We start from the raw sequence: 26004 nt of genomic DNA on the forward strand, positions 1-26004 counted from the left end.
AGTTTTTTAATTACTGCAAAGTATAAAATATTTAAATAAAAAATAAATAAGATATCAGCTTTATTTCAAATGTACAATGGTATATTATTTATAATTTTGACTTGATGCAAAGAGAGCAAATTTCTGTATTTGACATGTTCAAGATAGGCATTGGGCCATCAAGTTCACATACGCTTGGCCCCTGGCGGGCTGCGCAGCAGTTTGCTCAGGGGCTTGGTCAGCAAGGCTTGTTGCCCCAGGTTGAGCAGGTAAAGATATTGCTGTATGGTTCCTTAGCCAAAACCGGCAGGGGGCATGGTACTGATATTGCCATACTCCTGGGCCTGAGCGGCGATGACCCGGTAACGTTTGAGGTTGACCAGATAACGCCTAAAATTGAAACCATAACCAATACACATAAATTGCGGTTGGCAGGCACACAGGAGGTCAGCTTTTCTGTAGTGGATGATCTGCTGTTTCTGTTCAATGAAAGCTTGCCTTTTCATCCCAACGCGGTAACTTTTCAGGCATTTTTAAATACGGGCAGGGCGGTTTCTGAAACCTACTATTCCATTGGCGGCGGCTTTGTGGTAAAAGAAGGTGGCTCTGACCAAGCCAAACAAGAGGTTGACCTCCCGTTCCCCATAGATACCGCTGCTGATCTGCTGCACTGGTGCATCAAAACCGGTCTCAAAATATCAGAGGTGGTGATGGAGAATGAACTGGCCTGGCGCAGTGAGCAGGAAACGCGTACCGGTGTGCTAAATATTTTTAAAGCAATAAAAGAATGTATGTACCGCGGCTGCCATACCACCGGGCAACTGCCGGGCGGCCTGAATGTAGCAAGGCGCGCCTTTAAACTCAATAGTAAATTAATAGGTAATAACAGCTACACTAATTATGAAGAGTGGGTGATGGCCATCAGGAAAACCGGCGATGGCTTTAAAAATATACTGGATTGGGTAAGTTGTTTTGCCCTGGCCGTAAATGAAGAGAACGCTTCGTTCGGCCGGGTGGTCACCGCACCTACAAATGGCGCGGCTGGTGTTATACCGGCAGTGCTGCAATACTATATTGTTTTTTGCAATGGTTATAGCGATCAGTGCATCATTCAGTTTTTGCTTACTGCTTCAGAAATTGGCAGTATATTTAAAAAGGGGGCTACTATATCTGCTGCTATGGGAGGCTGTCAGGCCGAGATCGGCGTATCATCAGCAATGGCCGCCGCCGCTTTGACCGAATGCCTTGGAGGCACCCAAAGGCAGGTGCTCATGGCGGCCGAGATTGCTATGGAACATCATTTAGGCTTAACCTGCGACCCTATAGGCGGCCTGGTGCAGATACCCTGTATTGAACGCAATACCATGGGCGCCATCAAGGCTATAACCGCATCACAACTGGCCCTGCAAAGCAACCCGGAAAAAGCTAAAGTAAGTTTAGATGCCGTGGTGAAAACCATGTGGCAAACCGCCCTTGACATGAACTCCAAATACAAGGAAACTTCGGATGGCGGACTGGCCATTAACATACCAATCAGCTTGCCCGAGTGCTGATTTTCCGATATACAGCGCTGAACTTTTTAAAGCTCAGTTAACACTTGAAAAAACGATCAAAACAACATATAAATAATCAATAAAAGTGTTAAAACTGATGTTTTTTGATTTATTTTAACACTTTTTTAATCGGTTTTTGGCGATTAAAAAAGTTTTTGGGCTGAGACGGTAATTTAAACCAGCGGGGACTATTTATTTTCCAGCGCACCTAAAATAACCGGTCGTAGTTTTTCAACCCACAGGCCGTACATGATAGCCGAAGGGTGCAGACCGTCATCAGCAATGAGCGCTTTATTATAGGCCGCCTCCTTTGATATAGGAGTAATGTCGATATAGTTAACACCTGCCCTGGAACTTTCTTCACGGTTAATATCATTGAATTCATCAATCTCTTTGCCTATCCGCGCGTCATCGCCGTGGGCAAAAGGTGTTACCCCGTAATCGGGAATGGAAAGTACAAAAACGCGGGCCTTATTTCCTTTGGCAAATTTAATGGCTGTATTTAAAACCTCGGCAAATTTAGCCCGGTAACCTGCCTGGCTGCCGCCGCGATACTGATCGTTCACACCAATAAGCAGGGTTACTATATCATAGGTGTTATCCCCGATGCTGCTGGCGTCGATAGCCGATATGAGCTGCTGGGTTGTCCACCCGGTTTGTGCTATAATGGTTGGGCCGGTTATTTTGTGACCGGGCAATTGCCCTGCAAGCTGGTATGGAAACGCGTCATGCTCGGGTACCGACTGGCCTATGGTATATGAATCGCCGAGGGCCAGGTAACTTAAGGTATCTGTAACAGCAGCGGGCGATCCGGTAACTGGTGGTATCTGCGTCATCAATGCGGTTTTTGTGCAGGCTGATAGCGTGCTTATTGAAAATAAAATTAAGAATAGTGCTTTTATCATAATATCTCCATACCAAACAATACGGAAATATGATGTTTAAGGATTTCTTTTACTTCGTTTATATCAACCTGGCGGCCCAGCTCTTTTTGCATGGAAGTCACGGCCTTATCGTCAATACCGCAGGGAACTATATGGTTAAAGTAATCCAGGTCGGTATTTACGTTAAAAGCCAGCCCGTGCATGGTTACCCAGCGGCTGCAGCGTACGCCCATGGCGCATATCTTCCGGGCATTGGCATTATCGGCATCAAACCAAACGCCGGTATAGCCCGGATAGCGGCCTGCCTTTAAGCCATAATCGGCAAGGGTTAAAATAATAGCTTCTTCCAGTGTACGCAGGTACAGGTGTATATCAGTAAAAAAATTTTCGAGGTCGAGTATGGGATATGACACAATTTGGCCCGGACCGTGATAGGTAATATCGCCTCCACGATTAATGGTATAGTAAACGGCCTGCTTTTCTTTTAATCCCTGCTCGTTAAGCAGCAAATGTTCAGGCTTGCCGCTTTTGCCAAGGGTGTAAACGTGCGGGTGTTCGCAAAATACCAGGTAGTTAAAAGTTTCATCGGGCTCAAAAGGCTCATAAACGCCGGCAGCTACCGGTGTTTTGGCAGCTGTTTCATAAGCCAGTTCGCTGTTGCGGTTTTTCAATTTGGTTTGTACCGAAGATGCAAACAGCTCTTCCTGTTTATCCCATGCTTGCTGGTAATCTATCAAACCCCAGTCCTGAAAAAATACTTTTTTGTTCTTCATCACATTTATCCCTTTACGTAGCCAATCATGTAATCTTCATATTGCATATAGCTCACCGCATAATCAAGGGTGATATCTTTTTTAAGAAGACGGGCGCTTAACTCGCCGCTGCTTTGAAAATCAAAAGTGTTCAAAAAAATATTGTCTGCAAATGATACCTCTTTTTCGCCGTTGCATTTATATACCGCCTCTTTGGCGCACCAGCAAACATACAGCTGTTCAATTTTATGCTGCGGGCTTATAAAGGCCAGCTCTTCAGGGCGCATGAATTTACCGGCAATGCGTTCTACTTTTTGTTTGATCTGTTCAATATCAATCCCTACCTTATTCGTTTTACTGATCATTACAGCAGCATAATCAAAGGAGTGGCTTAATGATATATGATAGGGCAGATTTACCAGGTAGGGTTTGCCATGTGAGTCGACCTTACAGTCAATATATTCATCGGTGCGCAGCATTTTGCGCAGCAACACCCGTGTGCCCAGCCAGTGCAGGTGGCGTTTACCTTTGCTCAGTTTTTCAACGTAAGCTTTTTCATCCTCATCAAGTTGCAGTTGTTTATACAGATCGTCAGCCTCTTCCTCAATTTTCCAGAGCGCAAATTCAGTATCATCATCGATACGCTGCCTGTATGCTATAGCCATATATGTAAAATTGCAAAATAGGTGACAAACTTATGTCAAATAAATTTAATTAAAATATATTTAGAATATAGTAAATGATATAGGTCAATTTGTCGCATGGTGCCGACTCACCCCGCCTGCGCTCCGCCGGGCGACCCCCTCTCCAGCTTCGCTGGAAAGAGGGTGAAGATATTGTTTTCTTTATTCTTTTGTCCAACTTTTTACTCTTCTCTCTTTCCACTAATGAAGGATGATCCAGCATAGCGTAGATCGGGTGAGTCGACACCAAGCGGCATTTGATTTGCAATCACTGGTATTAAGTAGTTAGTATCGCGTATCAGGGCCCGCATTATATTTTCAGATAAAAAAATCTCCCACTGCCTACTCACTACTAATTACTTGATACTACATCTTGCCTATTGTTTTAATTAGTTATAATTTAGGCCCTACCATGATACTATCAGACAAGCGCATTCTCGAAGAAATTGAAAAAGGAAACATCATTATTGAACCCTTTAAACGTGAATGCCTGGGCACCAATTCATACGATGTACATTTAGGCAAGCACCTGGCCACCTACCGTAACCGGGTACTGGACGCCAAGGTACATAATGAAATTGATGGCTTTGAGATACCCAAAGAAGGTTTTATACTGCAGCCCAACACGCTTTACCTGGGTGTAACCATGGAGTATACCGAAACACATAGTCACGTGCCGTTTCTGGAAGGGAAATCAAGCACGGGCCGCCTGGGTATTGATATACATGCAACGGCGGGCAAAGGCGACGTTGGTTTTTGCAATACCTGGACACTTGAAATTTCATGTGCCCAGCCCGTACGCATTTACGCGGGTATGCCTATAGGGCAGCTTATTTATTTTGTGGTTGAGGGCGATATTGAAACCATGTACAATACCAAAAGCAACGCCAAATACAATAATCCTACAACAAGGCCTGTTGAAAGCATGATGTGGAAAAATAAGTTTTAATCTTTTTTTTTGAACAGGTTAAACCATTGTTGATATAACGAGTCGAAATGGCGACTTGTGTAATAAAAAAACAAGGTCATCCTGGTGAAGTACAGGGAGCGGTCTTAGGCGATGGGCATATAACGCTGCATTTTCACTCCCGCTCAAGAGATAGTTTTCGCTGTATCAGAATGACAACACGGAAGTTAATAACCTTATAAAACCTATAACCTCACAATACATCGCCTGCAAGATATTTTGTGTAAATTGAATTTTATTTACCATGATGAAATACAAGAAAATATCGCTTGGGTTGCTCCTAACCGTAATTGTATCATTTGCTTTTAGTTTTACAGATCCCGGCGATGACCTGTTAAGCAAACTTGTGGACCAGCTTGATAAATGGCGCGCCGAATATCCGCAGGAAAAAGTATACCTCCATCTTGATAAACCATACTATGCCGTGGGCGATGATATTTGGTTTAAAGCTTATGTGACCATAGGCAGCAGGCACCGGCTATCGGCTTTTAGTGAAATTTTGAATGTTGACCTGATAGATGAAAATGACTCTGTAAAACGTTCCCTAAAACTTCCTTTAACAAGCGGACTGGCAAACGGTGATTTTGCACTGCCAGACACCATGCAGGAAGGCAATTATCGTATAAGGGCCTATACCAACTGGATGCGTAACGCCGGCGACGCATATTTTTTTGATAAAACCATAGCCATAGTTAATGTTATAAGCAATACTATTTTTACTAAAACCGACTATACATACAGCAATCAAAACGGAAAGCAAAAGATAAACGCGGTTATAAATTATACTGACCCCAACGGCGCGCCTTACGCCGGGAACGAAGTAAGTTACCGGGTTGAGCTTCATGGTAAAACCGTTTTTAAAGGCAAAGGCATTACCAATGACAAGGGTAACCTTGACGCGGCTTTTATAAACCCGACTCCGAATTTGGCAGCCACAGGTCATATTACCACGCATATAAAACTTATTGACAAAAAGGTAGTAACCAAAGTGGTGCCCATAAAGGCGGTATCAAACAAAACAGATGTACAGTTTTTCCCCGAGAGCGGTAACCTGGTAAACGGTGTAGACTCAAAAGTGGCCTTTAAAGCCGTTGGTGCCGATGGTTTGGGGGTAGATATAAAAGGCAATATTATTGATGACCAAAACCATGTAGTCACCGCGTTTAGCAGCACTCACCTGGGTATGGGCGTGTTTAATTTAACTCCCGAAAGCGGTAAAGCCTATAAGGCTCATGTTGTTTACGCCGATGGTTCCGAAAGCAATTTTGATTTGCCAAAAGCGATGGATAATGCTTATGTACTGGCCATTGATAACTCCGCTGATGATGCGCTTACCATAAAAGTATTGCCGGGCACCGGCTTATTGCACAGTGCATCCTCTGCACAAGGGATAGTACTTGTAGCTCAGAGCGGCGGCGAAATTTGCTATGCAAGTAAAAGCGCCGGCAATAGCAAAATGTTTCGCGCTGTTGTTCCTAAAAGCAAATTTCCATCGGGCATTGTACAATTTACTTTGTTTTCGGCAGCCGGTGAACCGTTGAATGAGCGTTTAGTGTTTATTCAAAACCCCGACAGGCTTAAACTTAATGTATCGGCCGATAAACAAAATTATTCGCCCCGCGATAAGGTAACCATCAGCCTGAATGCAAAAAACAAGGCCAATAACCCTATAGTGGGCAGTTTCTCGGCTTCAGTTATTGACCTGTCAAAAGTGCCGGTTGATGAAACTGCCGAGGAAAGTATTTTCTCCAACATATTGCTAACTGCCGACCTGAAGGGATATATAGAAAAGCCCGGATACTATTTTGCCAATGAAAGTGCAAAGACCCGCGCCGATCTTGACGTGTTGATGTTAACCCAGGGCTATCGCCGTTTTGAATGGAAGCAGGTTATTAATGATACCTTCCCGCCAATAGTTTATCAGCCCGAAAAAACGCTGCAAATAACCGGTCATTTAAAAACCTTTGGCGGCAAGCCAGTGCCCAATGGTAAAGTAACCCTGTTCACTACTGCCGGGGGTACATTTATATTGGATACCGTTGCCGATGCCCAGGGTAAGTTCACATTTAATAATTTGATCTTTAGGGACAGTATAAAATTTGTTGTGCAGGCCCGTACCGCAAAGGATCGTAAAAATCTGGATATTACATTAGACAATATAGCACCACAGCCTGTCGGAAAAAATAAAAATGCACCTGATATAGAGGTAAATATCAACGATGGCCGTTCGGCATACCTGCAAAACAGCAAAAAGTTGTACAACGAACAGGTAAAGTATGGTATAGGTAACCATACCATAGTGTTAAAAGAGGTTGTTGTAAAAGATACCAGGACCACCGCGGTAAAACATTCGTCTAATTTGAATGGGGCGGGCAATGCCGACCAGGTACTTACCTACAAGGATATTGAAAGCATGGGCCCCAATCTTTCCAATATATTGCAGGGGCGGCTTGTTGGGGTGATATTCAGAGGCGGTGTACCTTATTCCACAAGAGGGTTTAACCGTCCGATGCAGATAATTGTAGATGGGGTGTATATGGAGTCTGATCAGTTAGACAATGTCAGCGTACCTGATATTGCCAGTATTGAGGTTTTGCGTTCGATTGGCAATACGGCGATCTATGGCTCGCGGGGAGGAAACGGGGTAATTGTGATCACTACAAAACGGGGCGATGAAGGTGCTGTTTATAACCGGTATGCACCGGGTGTGGTAACGTATTCGCCAAAGGGGTATTATAAGGCGCGTGAATTTTATTCGCCAAAGTATGATGATCCAAAAGTAAATGCAAAAATGCAGGATCTACGGTCAACTATATACTGGGCGCCTAATGTAGTTACTGATAAAGACGGCAACGCGTCACTTTCTTTCTTCAATGCCGATGGAAAGGGGACGTACAGGATAGTAATTGAAGGGATCAGCGCTGATGGTGACCTGGGCCGGCAGGTTTATACTTATAAAGTTGAGTAGGGTGGGGCCTCACCCTGCCCTCTCAAAAGGAGAGGGTTCTAAAAAACTTCTGTTTAAAGTCCTCTCCAAAGGAGAGGACTTTAGGTGAGGCTATCAAACACCATATTGACTTTTCGCTGAATGCGGGGATAGTCCCTGGATTTTAAAACATCGGATAACAATGCATTTAAGTCATTTTCTCCTTTTGAATTTTACTTAGCCAGGTAGAATTTCTCCCAGAAATCAACTGATTTGGATATTTCGCTGCGGGCTGTATCATTGGCATTTCCGCCGCCAAATCCGCCGCCGCCCCGACCGCCTCTGCCTCCGCGACCCCCGCCGCCTATTCCGCCACCACCACGGCTACCTCTTCCACCCATGCCACCGCCCTCATGTTCCGGGTTTTCAATACCGTCGGTTTTAGGCCTTTGCAAGCCGTTTATTTTAAAGTTAAAGGCCCATTCATTTTTGATGATATCTTCTGCGTGGAAAAATTGTAACGGTATGGCCATTTCATAAACCAGGTTGCCATCAGCGTCGTAATCAATAGCAGCTTTAATGCCGTAAGTGTTCGAGGTGGTTATCATATCCCCCTCAATATCCTTAAACCCTTCTACCTTAATGTTGCGGAGTTTGGTTACACGCTCGCGCATCAGTTCGTCGCGGTCTTCTTTAGTGATCTCGCCATTCTCGTTGCTGCGTTTGCCAAATTCTGGCGGAGATCCCGGATCGGCGAGCGGAAAGGTAAGCGAAAAGCTTTCCTTTTTCTTGCCTTTGGTATCAATACCCAAAGTGATGCCCGCGTTTAAAGTGCGCAGCTGGTCCATACGGTCATTGATACGTACAGCGGCATACAGCATGGTTTTATCATTGGCCAGCGTGTAATAAATCTTTTTTTCATCGTTGTAATAACGCAGGCTATCGCCCCAGTCTTTCAGGTTGCCGTCAATGTTAATGACGGCAGCAGGTTGCTTTAAAGTAACCTGGTTGTTTTTTGCTGATTGTGCATGAACAGTATAAATAAAGCATAACAATACAGTAAATGTAAAAGCAAAGCAATGAAGGGCTTTTTTCATGGGGTTGGGGAGTTTAGGATTTTGATTTGGGAATGTATATCATGATTTAAGCCCATAAACATAATTTTAACACTTTTATTACTTGTTTTTGAGTAAATTTGTAGTTACTTATGCCAACGGAAACACAGGAAGAAACACTCACACTTGAAGAGATACTGGCAGGACTTAAAGAAGTTCACCGCCTGATATTGTGGAATGACGATTTTAACACTTTTGATCATGTGATCCACTGCATGATGAAGTATCTTGATTACTCCGAAGCCCAGGCCGAAAAAATTGCCTGGAAGGTACACAACGAAGGCAAATGCGCTGTATTGGAAGGTTCATTTACCGAAATGGAAATTTACCGTAAAATATTGCAGCAGGAAGGCCTTACCGTTAGTGTGGATTGATGGATAACGGGTAATAAGTTTTGAGTTAACTGCACATGATAAAAAGAATCGCTGTATTACTCACTTTAATGTGCTTTACGGTTTGCCTGCAGGCCCCGGCCGTTATTGCGCAAAACAAAAACCTTAAACTGATCTTCATCCGTCATGCCGAAAAACCGGTTGAAGGCGATAATCTTTCCTGCGCGGGTTTAAACCGGGCCCTAAGGTTGCCCGAAGTTTTGAAAGCTAAATTTGGCCTGCCCGATCATATTTATATGCCCGCCCTGCACCTGGGCAAATCAACCGCGAGGGGGCGCATGTTTCAAACCGTTTCGCCTTTTGCAATTAAATACAATTTAGCTGTTAATAGCAGCTTTGAGGAGGAAAACGTTGCCGGCCTGGCCACCGAACTGACCGCCAAAAAAGGGACTATATTAGTAGTATGGGAGCATAGCCAAATTAAGCCCGTTTTAAAAGCGCTTGGCCTGGGTGTTAAAGGCTTGCAATGGCCAAATGACGATTTCGACAGTATCTGGATAGTGACTTTTAAAAACGGCAGCCCTGTTTTAACTGTGGACAAAGAAGGAATAACTCCTGCTGCGGATTGCAGCTTTTAAAGGTAATAGGTATAAAACAAAAGAGGCGCTCCATTTGAAGCACCTCTTTTGTTTTTAATATGAATGTCAATTACGATACCAGGTAATTCCAGCCGTAGGTATCAGGCGCGTTACCATATTTTATGGCATCAAGCGTAGCCAAAACCTTTTGCGAAAACTCGCGTGTTTTTGGATCACTTAAAAAGTACTCTTCGCCATCAACACTTATTGAACCAACAGAAGCGATGGTTGCAGCAGTACCGGCCCCAAAGGCATCAGTAAGTTTGCCGTTTTTTGCGCCTTCAATAATTTCGGCAACAGAAACCTTGCGTGTTTCAACGGGTATGCCCCATGCCTTGGCTAAAGCAATTACCGTATCGCGGGTTACACCGTCAAGAATAGTGTCTTTGGCCTCGGCGGTGATCAGCTTGCCGTCAAGCATGAACATGGCGTTTGCAGCTCCCATTTCTTCAATGTATTTATGCTCTTTGGCATCTGTCCATATCAGTTGGTCAAAGCCTTCTTCGGTTGCTTTACGGGCGGGCAGCATCGAGCTGCCATAATTGCCGGCCGCTTTTGCGTAACCCATGCCGCCTTCTGCAGCGCGGGTATAATATGTTTCAATCTTAACGCGCAGTGTTTTTGAAAAATATGGTCCTACAGGGCCGGCAAGCACCATGTATTTATAAGTTGCCGATGGTGTTACGCCCAGATAAGGATCTGTAGCAAACATGAACGGGCGTATGTATAACGCATGATTTGCTTTTGATGGCACCCAGTCGCGGTCAATGTCAACAACGGCTGCCATACTTTGTAAAAATATTTCCTCGGGCAAGGTCGGCATACATAAACGCTCAGCCGATTTGTTAAAACGGATGGCATTTTTATCGGGACGGAAAATAGTTACTTTGCCATCGGCATGTTTGTAGGCTTTTAAACCTTCAAAAAATGCCTGGCCGTAATGTAATGCAGAAATTGCCGGACTAAGCCCAATCTCGCCGTAGGGAATGACCTGGAGGTTTTTCCATTCACAATCAGCATAATCCGCCACAAACATGTGGTCAGAAAATGTTTTTCCGAATGGTAAGTTGTCAAAATCCGTTTCAGCTAAACGGGAGTGAGTGGTTTTGGTGATCTTGATGTCCAGCGTCTCAGTCATGGCCTTATGTGTTATAATTTAGAAAATGGCAAGTTATGAATTTTTTTGTTCAATTGATATAAGGAATTGATAGTTAGCGGATTTTTTGGGGAGAGTGGCATATTATGACAGGAAAATAAAGAAAGCGCTTTTAACTAAAGCTGTTTTGTGAACGAGTAAAAAAGAAAAGCGTCATTGCATACTTTGCAATGACGCGATAGAGTTACTTGTCAAAAAGTCACCCTCTTTCAGGGGCGATTTAGCGGGGTTATACCGTAAGTTTCTTATACTTAATGCGCTTTGGCGCCACATCGCCCAGGCGTTTTTTGCGGTTCTCTTCGTAATCGGAGTAGTTTCCTTCAAAAAAGTAAACCTGTGAGTTGCCTTCAAAAGCTAAAATGTGGGTACAGATACGGTCAAGGAACCATCTGTCGTGGCTGATCACTACGGCGCAGCCGCCAAAGTTTTCCAGTGCTTCTTCAAGCGCGCGCAAGGTGTTTACGTCAATATCATTGGTGGGCTCATCCAGCAGTAACACGTTTGATCCTTTTTTGAGAGTTATGGACAAGTGTACCCTGTTACGCTCGCCACCCGATAGTACGCCCACCTTTTTCTGCTGGTCGGCACCATTAAAGTTAAATTTAGATACATAGGCCCTGGAGTTAAGCGGACGGTTACCTACCATAATGGTTTCCAGTCCACCGGTTACATTTTCCCAAACAGATTTATTAGGGTCAAGGTCGTCATGCATCTGGTCAACATAACCAAGCGCAACGGTTTCGCCTACGCGGAAAGTACCTGAATCGGGTTTATCCTGGCCGGTAATAAGACGGAACAGGGTGGTTTTACCCGCGCCGTTCGGCCCGATGATGCCAACGATGCCGGCGGGTGGTAAAGAGAAGCTCAGGTTGTCAAACAATAATTTGTCGCCATATGACTTGCTTACGCCACTGGCCTCTATCACCACATTGCCCAAACGCGGGCCCGGCGGAATGAACAGTTCCAGTTTTTCTTCGCGCTCTTTGGTTTCCTCAGATGCCAGTTTTTCATAATTACCTAAACGCGCTTTTGATTTGGCATGACGGCCTTTTGGTCCCATGCGTACCCATTCCAGTTCGCGCTCCAGGGTTTTCTGGCGTTTGCTCTCGCTTTTTTCTTCCTGCGCCAGGCGTTTTGCTTTTTGATCAAGCCATGAAGAGTAATTACCTTTCCATGGTATGCCTTCGCCGCGGTCAAGTTCCAGTATCCAGCCGGCTACATTGTCAAGAAAGTAGCGGTCGTGCGTTACGGCTATAACCGTACCTTTATATTGTTGTAAATGCTGCTCCAGCCAGTCAATTGATTCCGCATCCAGGTGGTTGGTAGGCTCATCAAGCAATAGAACGTCGGGCTCCTTTAATAAAAGGCGACAAAGTGCCACTCTGCGGCGCTCACCGCCTGACAGTACTGAAATTTTTGTGTCGGGCTCAGGGCAGCGCAGGGCATCCATGGCACGCTCCAGCTTGGTGTCCAGTTCCCAGGCGTTTACGGCATCTATCTGGTCCTGCAGTTCGCCCTGGCGGGTCATCAGTTTATCCATTTTATCGGCGTCACTATAATATTCCTCCAGGCCAAATTTTTCGTTGATCTCCTCATACTCCTTTAATAAAGCAGTAGTTTCGGCAACCCCTTCTTCTACAACTTCGCGTACGGTTTTATCAGGGTCAAGCTCGGGCTCCTGGCTCAGATAACCTACAGTATAACCAGGCGAAAAAACAACCTCGCCTATATTGGTTTTGTCAATACCGGCTATGATCTTTAATAAGGAGGATTTACCCGACCCATTTAAACCGATAACACCAATTTTGGCACCGTAAAAAAAGGACAGGTAAATATTTTTTAAAACTGTTTTTTGCGGAGGATAGATCTTGCTAACCCCGGCCATTGAAAATATGATCTTTTCGTCTGCCATATAATTGATTAAAAAAAGAATTCAAATATGGGCGAAAATTGATTGAATACCTAAAAAAAGCAACCAGATATCAAATATTTGACAAGATTGCAGAAAGCAAACCAACGTCAGATACTACGCAATGATTTAATTTCGTTAAACACTCATATTGCGACAACTGTTGTGTGTATCTTTACGTATATAATAGTAAACATGACCCCAAAAACAGACTAGTGCCTAAATGTCATGTGTGATGACGAAATGCCTGTTTCGATATATTTGTTATAAAAAAATGTTAATATGTTTAAACTATTTTGAATTTTTTATATCAAATAGGTGTATTTCATTTGTATATTGTAAAAAAATTCGATGGTTGTTGAATTTTCCGATAAAAATTATTGAATAAAGCCAAACTTTAATAGCTTGCGTATCATATCAATGTCTGTTTCTGCAAATCGTTAAATGTTGGCAATATTGTTGATAAATGTTAAGACAAGCGTCGTATTTTGTAAAAACAAAATTAATAGATTAGGACGTTCATAATAAGAAAGGTATATATGGAAGCTAAATTTTCGCCGAGGGTTAAGGATGTTATTCAATATAGCAGGGAAGAGGCGTTACGCCTGGGGCACGACTATATTGGAACTGAGCATCTTTTACTGGGGCTTATCCGGGATGGAGACGGTGTGGCAATTAAATTGCTCAAAGGATTGAACGTTGACACAGCAAAATTGCGTCGCGCCGTTGAAGATGCCGTAAAAGGAACTATTGGAACAAACGTACATATTGGCAGTATCCCATTAACTAAACAAGCCGAGAAAGTACTGAAGATAACTTATCTTGAAGCCAAGATATTTAAAAGCGATGTAATTGGAACTGAGCACCTGCTGCTGTCCATACTGCGCGACGAGGATAACATCGCCTCACAAATACTCATGCAGTTTAATGTAAACTATGAAGTATTTAAAGGCGAAGTAGAATCGCACAAAAATGATGTAACTGACGAAATGCCCGGATCACCTACCGGCGGCGATGATGACTTTAAAGAAGAAGAATCATTTAGCCAGCCTAAAAAGGTATCAGACATTAAATCAAAAACACCGGTGCTTGACAATTTTGGCCGCGATTTAACCCGCGCTGCCGAAGACGGAAAGCTTGACCCTATTGTTGGTCGTGAAAAAGAGATTGAAAGGGTATCTCAAATTTTATCGCGCCGTAAAAAGAACAACCCTATATTAATAGGTGAGCCAGGCGTAGGTAAATCAGCCATTGCCGAAGGGTTGGCATTGCGCATTGTTCAGCGTAAGGTATCGCGTGTATTGTTTAACAAACGTGTAGTTACACTTGATCTTGCCTCATTGGTTGCCGGTACAAAATACCGTGGCCAGTTTGAGGAACGTATGAAAGCGGTAATGAACGAGCTTGAAAAATCACCTGATGTTATCTTATTTATTGATGAGATACATACCATAGTAGGTGCAGGTGGCGCATCAGGTTCGCTTGACGCCTCAAACATGTTTAAACCGGCCCTGGCCAGGGGCGAAATTCAATGCATTGGCGCAACCACGTTAGACGAGTACCGCCAGTATATTGAAAAAGATGGAGCACTTGACCGTCGCTTTCAAAAAGTAATGGTTGAGCCTGCAACCCCGGTTGAAACTATTGAGATACTGAACAGGATCAAGGAAAAATATGAAGAACATCATGGCGTAACTTATACTCCCGAAGCTATTAATGCCTGCGTAACTTTAACTACCAGATATATTACTGATAGATTTTTACCGGATAAGGCTATTGATGCTTTGGATGAATCTGGTTCACGTGTTCACCTGACCAATATCCATGTGCCCCAAAATATCCTGGATATTGAGCAAAAGATTGAGCAGATCAAGATCGAGAAAAACAAAGTTGTACGCAGCCAAAAATATGAAGAAGCTGCACAGCTGCGCGATACCGAGAAAAATTTGCTGGTTGAGCTTGACCAGGCTAAGGCGCTTTGGGAAGCCGAAACCAAATCAAAACGTTACACTGTAACCGAAGATAATGTGGCCGAAGTAGTATCCATGATGACCGGCATACCGGTACAAAGGGTAGGCCAGGCCGACAGCCAGAAATTACTGCACATGGCTGATACCGTTGGCAGCAAGATCATTGGCCAGGATGATGCTATTAAAAAACTTACACGTGCTATACAACGTACACGTGCAGGCTTAAAGGATCCTAAAAAACCAATTGGTTCATTTATTTTCCTGGGCCCAACCGGTGTTGGTAAAACTGAACTTGCAAAAGAACTTGCACGCTTTATGTTTGATACCGAAGACGCGTTGATCCAGATAGATATGAGCGAGTATATGGAAAAATTCGCGGTATCACGTTTGGTGGGAGCGCCTCCGGGATATGTGGGTTATGAAGAAGGCGGACAGTTAACCGAAAAAGTACGCCGTAAACCATATGCGGTGATTTTGCTGGATGAGATTGAGAAAGCACACCCTGATGTATTCAATATACTGTTACAGGTATTGGACGAAGGACAGCTGACTGACTCATTGGGCCGCAAGGTTGACTTCAGGAATACCATCATCATCATGACATCAAATATTGGAGCCCGTCAGCTTAAAGATTTTGGACAAGGGGTTGGTTTCAGCACCAATGCTAAAGCTCTGCAGGCCGACACACACTCCAGAGGTGTTATTGAAAACGCTTTGAAACGTGCTTTTGCACCAGAGTTTTTGAACCGTATTGATGATGTGATCGTGTTTAACTCGTTAGGTAAAGAAGAGATATTCAAGATCATTGATATCGAACTGGCCTTCCTGTTTAGCAGGGTAAATGGTTTAGGTTTCAAAATTGAACTTACCGATGCCGCTAAAGAGTTTATTGCCGATAAAGGTTACGATTCGCAATTTGGAGCACGTCCGTTAAAACGCGCTATCCAGAAATACCTGGAAGATCCAATTGCCGAAGAAATACTAAAAGGCGAATTAAGTGAAGGTGATATCATGGCTGTTGACTATGACAAAGAAGCCAACGAAATTAAGATCATCGATAAAAAAGGCGAAAGCAAAGAGCCTGAACAGGAAGAGAAAAAATAATAACTCTTTATTAATAATATTAAACCCGGCTTATGGCCGGGTTTTTTGTTTTAGGGCTGCACGGGTAATACAGGCTTTGTAAGTAAACATAATATTATAAGGCCAAAACAAATACAAAGTAATAATGGTATTTATATAGGGTACCCGTTTAATTAAGTTAAAAAATAAAAGAGCTTAAAAAACGTTAAACCTTTTTAAGAACTTAGCGTCTTAAGAATATTATCAAACTACATTTATATGAAAAAAATCTTGACTCTCGTTTGCTGTACTATTTTGCTGGCAGCAACCTCATGCACGAAAAAATACATTACACCATCAAATGTAACTGCAATTTACACCATTAACGGTACAACCGGCTGGAAAGTGTATACCGATGATGGCGGGAACAAATCTTATTCGTCAGTTCTTAGCGATTTGCCGGAACAAGATCAATATGCTCAGCAAAATGGTGGTGTATTAGTTTACATCTCCTATGATGAGGGTGCTACCTATGAAGCGCTACCTGAAGTATATAACGGTATTTCTTATAGTTATACATCATCTGTGGGATCTATTACCATATATGCTCAAAACTCTAACGGTAGCCAATTGGCAGCGCCGCCTGCGGATGATATCAAGGTAAAAGTTGTTTTGGTTGATTCAGCTCAGTAATTGAGGAAAAGCTTAGCGCAAAAAAAAGCGCCCTGCACAATTTGCAGGGCGCTTTTTTTGTGTATTAAAACGAATATTATTTCTCCATCTGCTCAATAACAGCCTGTGTTACCCCGGTAAAGGAAAAACCACCATCGTGAAAAAGATTTTGCATGGTTACCATACGGGTAAGATCGCTAAATAAGGTTACGCAATAATCGGCGCACTGGTCGGCATTGGCGTTGCCCAGGGGACTCATTTTTTCGGCATAGTTGATAAAACCGTCAAATCCTTTTACACCCGATCCTGCTGTTGTACGGGTTGGCGATTGTGATACCGTATTGATACGAACATGTTTTTTTATACCATACTGGTAACCAAAATTACGTGCAATGCTTTCAAGATAGGCCTTGTTATCGGCCATGTCATTATAATCAGGGAATACGCGCTGGGCGGCAATATAAGTAAGGGCCAGTACAGAACCCCACTCGTTTATAGCGTCCATTTTCATAGCGGTTTGTAAAACGCGGTGGAGGCTTAAAGCCGAAATATCCAACCCCTTGTGGGTAAAATCGTAATTGTTTTCGGTATAATGTATGCTTTTACGCACGTTAACACTCATGCCTATGGAGTGTAAAATAAAATCAACACCGCCGCCAAAATGTTCCTGGGTTTTGGTGAACAGGTTGGCAATATCGTCATTGCTGGTAACATCAGCCGCAATAACCGGGGCATTACATTCTTCGGCCAGTTTATTGAGCTCGCCCATGCGCAATGCGATAGGTGCATTTGATAATACAATTTCAGCACCTTCCTGTACGGCGCGCTGCGCTACCTTCCAGGCAATGGATTGTTCATTCAGAGCGCCAAAAATGATCCCTTTTTTACCTTTTAATAAATTATAAGCCATATTTTAAGTTTTTATAACCGGGTGTAAAGTTATGATTTAGTTTGTTACGGGCAGGAAGCCACCTGCCGCAATTAAGCTCCTAACAGTTCCCTTGCGTTTTGCAGCGCGCTTTCGCCAGGTTTATCGCCGCTTAACATTTTGGCAATTTCCAGGACGCGTTCCTGTTCGTCAAGCTGTTTTATGCGGGTATAGGTAACTGTGGCAGTATCATCTTTATAAACAAAGTAATGATTTTGGCCCTTGCTGGCTATCTGTGGCAGGTGCGTTATGGTGATCACCTGGAGGTTGTCAGACAGGTGTTCCATGATCTGACCAACCTTATTGGCCACCTCGCCGGATACCCCAGTATCGATCTCATCAAAAATAATAGTGGGTAACGCGGTATATTGTGCTATAAGTGATTTAATGCTCAGCATCAGCCTGGAAAGTTCACCACCCGACGCTACCTTGCTCATTTCGGCCAGGGCATGCCCTTTGTTTGCCGAAAACAGGAAGCGTATCTGGTCGGCGCCGTTTTTGTCTAATGTGATAGAAGCGTCACCGTCAAACCCGTTGATAGCACCTTTGGGGAGCAGGGGAGTACGCTCAACTTTCAAAGCTGAGTTGCTCATGCCCATTTCGGTCAATAATGCCAGCACACGTTTCTCAATATCGGGTATAGCTTTTAAACGGCCGGTAGTTAATTGGGCTGCCAGTTTTTCAAGGGCAGCCCTGTCATCTGCCAATTGTTTTTGCAGTTTTTCAACGGCCTCATCGCTAAACAGTACTTTCTGTATCTTGTCAGACAGGTCGTCCTGTATCTCCAGCAACTCTGCGTTTGTGTTTACACGATGTTTTTTTTGCAGGTTATAAATGAGGCTTAGCCGGGTATTTACTTCATCAACCCGGGCTTCGTTGGTGTGGGTGCGCTGTTCTATTGTTTCAATTTCGGCAGCTATATCTTTTAATTCAATAATAGTGCTGCTTAATCGCTGGTTCAGTTCTTCAATCAGCGGGTCGAATTTTTCTATTACACTCAACTGTTGCCCGGCTTCCTTAAGCTGTATTAAAGCGGCAACTTCGCTTTCCTGCATCAGATAAAAGGCGCCATAAAGGTTGCGTTTAATTTCTTCTGCATTATTTAAAGCATCTAATTCTTTCTCCAGCAATTCCTGCTCTTCGGCATTTAAGCCGGCTTTTTCCAGCTCATCAAACTGGAACTGAAAATAATCAAGATCGGCTTTTGCTTTCTCACTTTCCTCAATAAGCTCATGCAGTTTGGCCGTAGTTTTTTTATAAGCTTTGAATTTGGTTTGATAATCATTCAGCAGATCATCATGTTTGGCTACGGCATCAACAACCAGCAGCTGGAATTCGGGATCATTGATCTCAAGCGTAGCATGTTGCGAGTGGATGTCTATTAGTTTTTCGCCCAGTTGTTTGAGGGCGTTCAGGTTAACCGGGGTATCGTTTACAAATGCCCGCGATTTTCCATCCGCAGATATTTCGCGGCGTAAAACCGTTTCAGGCTCATAATCCAGGTCGTTGTCTTCAAAAAACGATTTGAGGTGAAAGCCATCAATTTTAAACAAGCCCTCAATAACGCATTTTTTTTGCTGGTTAAAAAAATACCGGCTTTCGGCCCGCTGACCCAAAATAAGTGATAAAGCGCCTAAGATGATCGATTTACCCGCCCCGGTTTCGCCGGTAAGTATGTTTAATCCCTTGCCAAAGCTTATTTCAAGATTGTCAATTAGCGCGTAATTATTAATGGTTAGCTTTTGAAGCATAAAAAAAGTATCCTTATTTTATTAAGGATACTAAATTACGAATTTCAATGTATTGGGTTTAATATTTAAAAACTATTGAGCAGTATCTGTTTTAAGATCTTCATCGTTTTTATAATCAAATGCCGATTCCATTTGCTTGCGATACTCGTCCATGCGCCGTTTAAAGGCGGGGCTCTTCATATACTCATTCAGCTTCTTGGTAGCCAGTCGTAAAGATTCCTGCTCTTTTTTTATTTGTGGATTATTTCGGGATAAACGCATTTGCTCGCCCAGTTTCTTCATTTCCATTCTCTGCATTTTCATTTCGGGGCCATTTAATGACATCCTTAAGCTATCGCTCATGTCCCTTAGCGCTTTTGTTTTTTGGCGAAACTCAGGTGAGTCATAGCGGCTGTGCATTTTTTCACCCATTTGTTTGAGCTGTTCTGTTTGTTCTTTTACATCAGCTGGTATTTTGCTTTGTAGCTCGGCCTGGTATTTCCTATAATTTTCATCCTTGCTGTCATCAACATGGTTACGGTTATGCGGAATGTTATACTTTTTTTCAAGTTGTTCATTCATTTCCTTGAACTCCCGGCTGTTAAAATATTTTTCAATCTTTTTGCCCGATTCACCCATCTGTTCTCCAAGCTTCTCGGTTTCGCTATTACTTCCCCATTGCTTTTCAAAGTCAGCGCTTAACTTTTCCTGTTCTTCCTGAATTTTCTTTATTTCGGGCCTGTTATAATAATCTTCCATCGCTTTGCCTTTTTGCTCAAGCATTTCTACCTGTTCTTTAAACTCAGGACTATTATAATATTTGCCAATAGCTTCGGCATGCTTATTCACCTCGGCAGTAAGTCTGTTTAATTCAGCATCATTAAGGCCGTAGGTTTCATCAAGGCGCTTTTTATAACCTATTTTGTTTTTCGCAACTTTTTTATAAGCCGATACCTTTTTTGTTTTATGTGCCGGTTTGCGGGTAGTATCTGTAAGAAGTTCGGTGATCATTTTAGGGAAGGCTGCCTTTTTTACCGATAGTTTGCCATCTTTTATAGTTGGGTTTAACCAGGCGATGCTGCTTATGCCGGCAATCATTATTACAACAGCCACTAACAGGTGGCGTACGTTGCCGATTGGTTTTTTTGTTTTCATGATTCGTTCAATTCTGCTTAATAAATGGTATTTCTTTCCGGTAGCTGCTATAGCCAGTTGTAAGCCAGCGTGCCTGGTTTGTTCAAGTTTTAAAAGGGCCTGTGCATATATTAAAGGCTGGGCAGTAGTTTGTACCACCAGGTCGTCGCACCGGTTTTCGCGTTCCTGGTTTATAATACGGTTAATTAATTGGGCAAAGGGATTAAAGAAAAGTAATATGGTTATAAATTGCTGTACCAAATTAAGCAGGTAATCATTTCGTTTAATATGTGACAGCTCATGTAGTAAAATGGCCTCAACTTCCTGCGCAGATAAATAAACCGTTAATGTGGCGGGGAAAAGAATAATGGGCTTAATAAAGCCTATCATACAGGGTACATCAACCAACCGACTAAAGTTTACACTTACATACCTTGTAATATTCAGTTTTTTGCAAAAGCTGTCAACATGCTCCTGTATCTGATCGGCAGGTATCATGGTGTTTTTAATAAGGCTTATTTTTTGCCAGTTTAATCCTATCCGCAATAAATTAAATACCAGCCCCACAAAGTACAACGCCGAAACATAGGGAAGGTAACCTTCAATAACATAATTATAATAGCTGGCAGGTGCTATATGCACAGGTGTATTTAAAGGGAAATTAATGTGTGGAAAAAACATGGGCGGCGCTGCTGCCGAAAAATCGACCCATACGTGTTCGTGTACCTGGTTAATAATAGTGTAAATAAACCATACACTTATAGTTAGCATACCAGCCAAACCAATGTTGTGTTTTTTAACCGACGACATGGACGGGACACATGTAAACAACAGGTGTAATACAAACCATACCAGCAATCCCTGCCACAGGGAGTGAATGATAGTGACACCTAAAACCTGGCTTATATTATAGAACAGATTTTCCATGATTACTTATTTTTTATGTTGATCAAACTGTTTAAGATAATTTTTAATAGCATCGATCTCGTCCTTTGATGCACGGTGCTGGCCAAGCGCCTGTATCACCAAATCAGAAGTTGAACCTTTAAATACAGTAGACAATATTTTATCCAAAGCGTTGCTTTGTGCCTGCTCCTGGGTAAACCGGGCTTTATATAAGTGGGTTTTTGCAGAGGTATCGCGTTCAACTAAGCCTTTATCATGCATAATTTGCATTAGCTTTAGGGTAGTAGTGTACCCAGCCTCTTTGGTTTTAGCCAATTCTTCATGCACATCGCGCACTGTACATTGTCCTTTGGCCCAAATCACCTGTAATATTTCCAGTTCGCTTTCAGTCGGTTTTATATCCATTTTTCTATAATACGAATTTCTTCGTACAAATATCTACGATGAGTTTCGTATTTGCAAATAATTTTAGAAATTTTTTTTGAGGAGAGTTAAGTCAAACAAATAATAGGCTATTTCTGAAGTGTTTGGTATTTGTTACCATTAGCCGGATCGGCCTGCAGCAATATGTTCATGGCCTGTAAACGCTCTTGCGGATCGGCTTTGCTATACAGTGACACCAGCTCATCGCTTTTAGCGGTGTAAAATACAAGCGGCAACATAGCGCCTACACGTTGCCTGTCAACCTGCTGCAGCGTTGGCAAAATTGACGATATTTCCTTACGCCCTTTGACAGCATTATCGGCCATAATATCAAGACCATTGCGATGATAGTCATACAAAAAGCTGCGTAGGGGGGCATATACCTTATTATTTAAGTTTTCTGCCAGCCAATAACGGTTAATATTGCCGTCAAAAGCTTTCCAACCGCGGTATGATCCTGTTTGCGCATTGGTAATAACGGTTTGAGCATTGGCGAAATAGGGTGAACCGCCATACAACGAAAAGGTATCATAGTCAAGACCAACAATAATATAAGCGTAAAAAGCCATGATAGAGCTTAAGTTGCTTTGAAAGCTTTGGTCGGTATAATCAATGGTTTGTCCTTCGTTGTATATAAAATCAACATCCTTATCATTAATATTCAGCAATGTTGAGCTGTACGTAGAACTGTACACCGGCCTTGAAGATTGTACCTGCAGCTCGCCGCTAAAATTGCTGCTGCCATCCCAGTTGGTAATATTTAACACAAAGTTACAGTCAATCCGTTCCTGAGCCAATATGGGGTCGGCGCTCCATTTGCGGCCGTTCAAAAAATCCTTCATCGCGGTTTCCAGTGTTTTGAAAATCCGTTTGTTACTTCCTGATATTTTAGGCGAAAGTACTTGTACCCGGGCATTCAGGTCTTGTGCCGCAAGGCGCAATCCAACCAGGGTCAAGATCAAATAAAGGATCGTTGTTTTCATCCGTTGATGAGTTGAACTACTTTAAGGCAAATATCATGGGCCACAGCATCCTTACTTTTAAGTTCAAATACTGTTTTTTGCTGGCTGCGGTCAATAATGGTTATTTTATTAGTATCCTTTTTAAACCCGGCCCCGGCATCATTAAGCGAATTTAGCACAATAAAATCAAGATTTTTCTTCTGCAGTTTGCTTATCGCATTTTGTTCTTCATCATTTGTTTCAAGGGCAAAACCAACCAATATCTGGCCTTCAGCTTTTTGTTCGCCCAGGGATTTCAGGATATCGGTGGTTTTTTTTAGCTCGATATTTAAGCCGCCATCCTGTTTCTTTATCTTTTGTGGTGCTACATGAGCCGGAGTATAATCGGCCACCGCGGCGCTCATAATGCATGCTTTAGAATTTTTAAAGTTACTTTCGCAGGCGGCCAGCATTTCTGCGGCTGATGTAACATCAATCCGTTTTATGGTTTGCGCTTTGCTCAACTGTGCTGTTGGCCCGGTAACCAGGATAACATTGGCACCCATAGAAGCCAGCTCATCGGCAATAGCAAACCCCATTTTACCCGACGAATGGTTGCCGATAAAACGTACCGGGTCAATAGCCTCATAAGTAGGGCCCGCGGTAACCAATATTTGCTGATTAGCTAAAAGAAGTTTTTTTTTTATGGTGGATGTTAAAAAAGATATGATCTCGTCAGGTTCGGCCATGCGCCCTTCGCCATAAAGACCGCTGGCCAGTTCCCCATTGCCCGGGGGTATCATGATATTGCCAAATGATTGCAGCCTGGTCACATTTTGGCGGGTAGCCGGATGCAGCCACATGTCAAGATCCATGGCCGGCGCAAAATACACCGGGCACTTTGCCGACAGATAAACGGCCGTCAATAAATTGTCGCAAAGGCCGTTGGCCATTTTTGCTAACGTATTGGCACTGGCCGGGGCTATAACCAACATATCGGCCCAAAGGCCCAACTCCACATGGTTGTTCCATTCTCCGGTATCTGGTTTAAAGTAACTAACTGATACCGGGTTCTTTGAGAGCGTTGACAGTGTGAGGGCAGTTATAAAATTGGTGGCATCGTGGGTCATTACAACCTTTACGCGGGCGCCGGCCTTAACCAACAACCTTACTAACAAAGCCGATTTATAAGCGGCTATGCTACCGCAAACACCAAGTACAATATTTTTACCCTCAAGCATTTGGTTTCAAGTCAAAATTCAAAAGTCAAAATTCAAAAAGAATCTCAACTCACAAATATATTAAAAAGTAAAAGTCAAAATTCAAAAAAGGCAGTGCCTTAAATTTTGAATTTTGACTTTCAACTTTTGAACTAAAAGAGGCTTATGCTTCTTTTGTTGGGTTACGATAGTAAACCTTATCTTCTAAAAATTCCTGAACCGCTATTAAAGAAGGTTTTGGAAGCTTTTCGTAATATTTAGAGATCTCAATTTGTTCGCGGTTTTCAAATACCTCTTCCAGGTTATCATTTGATGATGCAAATTCAGAAAGCTTTTGATGTAATTCCTCTTTAATGTTATTTGATATCTGGTTCGCTCTTTTTGACATAATTACAAGCGACTCATATATATTTTGAGTGTTTACATCCAGCTCGCGTAAATCGCGGGTTACAGTGCTGCTTGCTACTGCTGGTTTGTTGGTGTTATTTGCTGTCATATATAATTTTTTTAATATGGTATTTTTTGTTGCTGATTTTTCTCTGAAGGTACTTGCGTTTTCACGCTGTCTTTTTCGGCCAATTTTTTAGCCAGCTTATAATCGTTCAATGCCTGAGCCATGATACGTTTAGCATATTGTATACCGCGTTCGCTGTCTTTTGCCAAATCCTTTGTTTCACGGCCGTATTTACTGTTCGGGTATTTTTCATTAAACTGATCGGCATAAACTACTGCCTGGGTGTATCGTTCTTCTTGTTTTTCTTCACGGCTGTGGCTGGCATATAAATACTGCGCCTTAACGGTCAGGTATTCCATTTCTTCGCCATATTTGGTGTCGGGATAGTCACGCAGGGCATTATTAAATGCAATTACAGCCGATTGATAATCGCTGATGGTTAAATATAACTTGGCATTGGCATAAGCTTTTGTTTCCAGCTTGTCGCGCAGGTTTTGTATTAACTTGCTTGCTTCGGTAACACGGTCGCTTTTAGGGTACAGGTTTATGAACAACTGCAGGGCCTCAATAGCTTTAAGGGTGTTTTCCTGATCAAGTGAGTATATTGGCGAATCAAGGTAGTAGCAATAAGCCGAAAAGAAACGGCATTCCTCGGCCCTTGTGCTTGATGGATAAGTATCGGCAAATGTTTTAAAATGATATCTTGCGGATGTATAGTCCTTTAGTTTATAGTTAGTGAAGGCGTAATAATAAAACAGGTCTTCAGCTTCGGCCCGTCCGCGGTAGCGCTCAACCAAAACCTCAAACAGCCCCAAAGCTTTATTATAATCTTTTTGATTATAGTACTTAATGGCCTCCTGGTATTTTTTAGCGTAATCGTTACTTGCCTTTAACTTTTCGTATTTGCTTTTACAACCGCCCAGTGTAATAATTAACAGAGCTAAAACACTGGTTAATAACGTAAGTTGCTTTTTAAACATTTTGCAAAGATAGGTGAATAATATAAATCAGTCAATTATTTATTTGTTGGCTAATATATAACGTGTTTCCTGCTCCTGATGTATATAACAGGGTATTTAACATCTTTTAACTATTGATCTCTTTTAACGAGGCTGGGGCTTCGGTACCAAATCCTTCCCGGGTAACATTAGCATTACTATATATAATAGGAATAAACAGAAGATGGGGATGTTATTAATATACCGCAGAATATACCTGGCGGCAGATTGTTTGCTCGAATGAACTATATACTATATATATAAGGATGGCGGACCTTGCTATCGTGATAAATGGGCACTTTATTAACAATTGGCGCCCGTGAAAAGGTATTTATAAATAAAAGCGCCTTTATTAAGATTAGTCGTGAAATTTTTTCGCCTGATTTTTAACATCTTATGAACAGGTGTTAAGTATTTGTTTAAAACCGTTTGCATAATTGAAAACTCTCCTTACCTTTGCAGCCCGCAAACGAGGAAGCGGGGTTGTTCTTAGAAGGGTTGGTAAGGAGATTTGAAGCAGGAAAGTGATTTAGATGATCGAAAAAAAAGATCAAAAAAACTTCTAAATAAATTTCGGAATTTCAGAAGTAATTTGCACCTTTGCAACCCGCAAACGGAGGGAATGAATAGGGGTCGAAAGTGGGAAGAAGAAGCTTAGAAAAATAAAAAAAA

At 42.5% G+C, this 26004-nt stretch carries 21 protein-coding genes; 7 read left to right on the forward strand and 14 right to left on the reverse strand.

The features are described from left to right. Nucleotides 1-104 precede the first annotated feature (104 nt). A complete protein-coding gene (locus J2W55_RS13395) occupies nucleotides 105-1532 on the forward strand; it encodes an L-serine ammonia-lyase (RefSeq protein ID WP_310096450.1) in 1428 nt (475 codons plus the stop codon). Between the two features lie 188 nt (nucleotides 1533-1720). Here J2W55_RS13395 and J2W55_RS13400 read toward each other — a convergent pair whose 3' ends face one another. The 3 genes from J2W55_RS13400 to J2W55_RS13410 form a co-directional block, all read right to left on the reverse strand. Further along, on the reverse strand, nucleotides 1721-2368 hold the full coding sequence (locus tag J2W55_RS13400) for an SGNH/GDSL hydrolase family protein (protein ID WP_310096451.1): 648 nt from the start codon (nucleotides 2366-2368) through the stop codon (nucleotides 1721-1723). Between the two features lie 65 nt (nucleotides 2369-2433). Further along, nucleotides 2434-3189, reverse strand: coding sequence for a lipoyl(octanoyl) transferase LipB (gene lipB / locus J2W55_RS13405; RefSeq protein WP_310096452.1), 756 nt, complete (start codon nucleotides 3187-3189; stop codon nucleotides 2434-2436). 5 nt (nucleotides 3190-3194) lie between these two features. Next, complete coding sequence (locus J2W55_RS13410; RefSeq protein ID WP_310096453.1) at nucleotides 3195-3833, reverse strand: 4'-phosphopantetheinyl transferase family protein; 639 nt, start codon at nucleotides 3831-3833, stop codon at nucleotides 3195-3197. 430 nt (nucleotides 3834-4263) lie between these two features. Here J2W55_RS13410 and dcd point away from each other — a divergent pair, with 430 nt between their 5' ends. Next, nucleotides 4264-4800 (forward strand): dCTP deaminase, encoded by a 537-nt coding sequence (gene dcd / locus J2W55_RS13415; protein WP_310096454.1) that lies wholly within the window; start codon nucleotides 4264-4266, stop codon nucleotides 4798-4800. 262 nt (nucleotides 4801-5062) lie between these two features. After that, on the forward strand, nucleotides 5063-7786 hold the full coding sequence (locus tag J2W55_RS13420; protein WP_310096455.1) for a TonB-dependent receptor plug domain-containing protein: 2724 nt from the start codon (nucleotides 5063-5065) through the stop codon (nucleotides 7784-7786). A gap of 191 nt (nucleotides 7787-7977) precedes the next feature. On the opposite strand, the gene J2W55_RS13425 is transcribed toward J2W55_RS13420, so the two are convergent. Further along, complete coding sequence (locus tag J2W55_RS13425) at nucleotides 7978-8841, reverse strand: hypothetical protein (RefSeq protein ID WP_310096456.1); 864 nt, start codon at nucleotides 8839-8841, stop codon at nucleotides 7978-7980. A 110-nt stretch (nucleotides 8842-8951) separates the two neighbouring features. Between J2W55_RS13425 and J2W55_RS13430 the strand changes: the two genes are divergently transcribed. Together J2W55_RS13430 and J2W55_RS13435 are read left to right on the forward strand one after the other, a co-directional pair. After that, the gene (locus J2W55_RS13430; protein WP_310096457.1) at nucleotides 8952-9233 is read left to right on the forward strand and encodes an ATP-dependent Clp protease adaptor ClpS; all 282 of its coding nucleotides are present in this window, start codon (nucleotides 8952-8954) and stop codon (nucleotides 9231-9233) included. A 35-nt stretch (nucleotides 9234-9268) separates the two neighbouring features. Continuing rightward, nucleotides 9269-9829 (forward strand): histidine phosphatase family protein, encoded by a 561-nt coding sequence (locus J2W55_RS13435; protein ID WP_310096458.1) that lies wholly within the window; start codon nucleotides 9269-9271, stop codon nucleotides 9827-9829. Between the two features lie 70 nt (nucleotides 9830-9899). On the opposite strand, the gene J2W55_RS13440 is transcribed toward J2W55_RS13435, so the two are convergent. Together J2W55_RS13440 and ettA are read right to left on the reverse strand one after the other, a co-directional pair. After that, entirely contained in the window at nucleotides 9900-10967 is a 1068-nt protein-coding gene (locus J2W55_RS13440) for a branched-chain amino acid aminotransferase (protein WP_310096459.1), read from the reverse strand. Nucleotides 10968-11214: 247 nt separating this feature from the next. Then, entirely contained in the window at nucleotides 11215-12897 is a 1683-nt protein-coding gene (gene ettA / locus J2W55_RS13445) for an energy-dependent translational throttle protein EttA (protein WP_310096460.1), read from the reverse strand. 536 nt (nucleotides 12898-13433) lie between these two features. Between ettA and J2W55_RS13450 the strand changes: the two genes are divergently transcribed. Next, complete coding sequence (locus J2W55_RS13450) at nucleotides 13434-15968, forward strand: ATP-dependent Clp protease ATP-binding subunit (RefSeq protein ID WP_310096461.1); 2535 nt, start codon at nucleotides 13434-13436, stop codon at nucleotides 15966-15968. A gap of 237 nt (nucleotides 15969-16205) precedes the next feature. Then, nucleotides 16206-16619, forward strand: coding sequence for a hypothetical protein (locus J2W55_RS13455; protein WP_310096462.1), 414 nt, complete (start codon nucleotides 16206-16208; stop codon nucleotides 16617-16619). Between the two features lie 76 nt (nucleotides 16620-16695). Here J2W55_RS13455 and J2W55_RS13460 read toward each other — a convergent pair whose 3' ends face one another. The 8 genes from J2W55_RS13460 to J2W55_RS13495 form a co-directional block, all read right to left on the reverse strand. Next, entirely contained in the window at nucleotides 16696-17508 is an 813-nt protein-coding gene (locus J2W55_RS13460) for an enoyl-ACP reductase FabI (protein WP_310096463.1), read from the reverse strand. Between the two features lie 71 nt (nucleotides 17509-17579). Then, nucleotides 17580-19277, reverse strand: coding sequence for a DNA repair protein RecN (gene recN / locus J2W55_RS13465; protein WP_310096464.1), 1698 nt, complete (start codon nucleotides 19275-19277; stop codon nucleotides 17580-17582). 72 nt (nucleotides 19278-19349) lie between these two features. Next, nucleotides 19350-21317 (reverse strand): M56 family metallopeptidase, encoded by a 1968-nt coding sequence (locus J2W55_RS13470; RefSeq protein ID WP_310096465.1) that lies wholly within the window; start codon nucleotides 21315-21317, stop codon nucleotides 19350-19352. Between the two features lie 6 nt (nucleotides 21318-21323). Continuing rightward, nucleotides 21324-21701, reverse strand: coding sequence for a BlaI/MecI/CopY family transcriptional regulator (locus J2W55_RS13475; protein WP_310096466.1), 378 nt, complete (start codon nucleotides 21699-21701; stop codon nucleotides 21324-21326). A gap of 107 nt (nucleotides 21702-21808) precedes the next feature. Beyond that, on the reverse strand, nucleotides 21809-22702 hold the full coding sequence (gene porD, locus J2W55_RS13480; RefSeq protein ID WP_310096467.1) for a type IX secretion system protein PorD: 894 nt from the start codon (nucleotides 22700-22702) through the stop codon (nucleotides 21809-21811). Continuing rightward, a complete protein-coding gene (gene coaBC, locus J2W55_RS13485; protein ID WP_310096468.1) occupies nucleotides 22699-23901 on the reverse strand; it encodes a bifunctional phosphopantothenoylcysteine decarboxylase/phosphopantothenate--cysteine ligase CoaBC in 1203 nt (400 codons plus the stop codon). The genes porD and coaBC overlap by 4 nt, the downstream gene beginning before the upstream one ends. Nucleotides 23902-24043: 142 nt before the next feature. Continuing rightward, entirely contained in the window at nucleotides 24044-24376 is a 333-nt protein-coding gene (locus J2W55_RS13490) for a DNA-directed RNA polymerase subunit omega (protein WP_310096469.1), read from the reverse strand. An 11-nt stretch (nucleotides 24377-24387) separates the two neighbouring features. Next, on the reverse strand, nucleotides 24388-25314 hold the full coding sequence (locus J2W55_RS13495) for an outer membrane protein assembly factor BamD (RefSeq protein WP_310096470.1): 927 nt from the start codon (nucleotides 25312-25314) through the stop codon (nucleotides 24388-24390). Nucleotides 25315-26004: the final 690 nt, after the last annotated feature.

This window comes from Mucilaginibacter pocheonensis (genome assembly GCF_031456535.1).
Classification (GTDB): Bacteria; Bacteroidota; Bacteroidia; order Sphingobacteriales; family Sphingobacteriaceae; genus Mucilaginibacter; species Mucilaginibacter pocheonensis.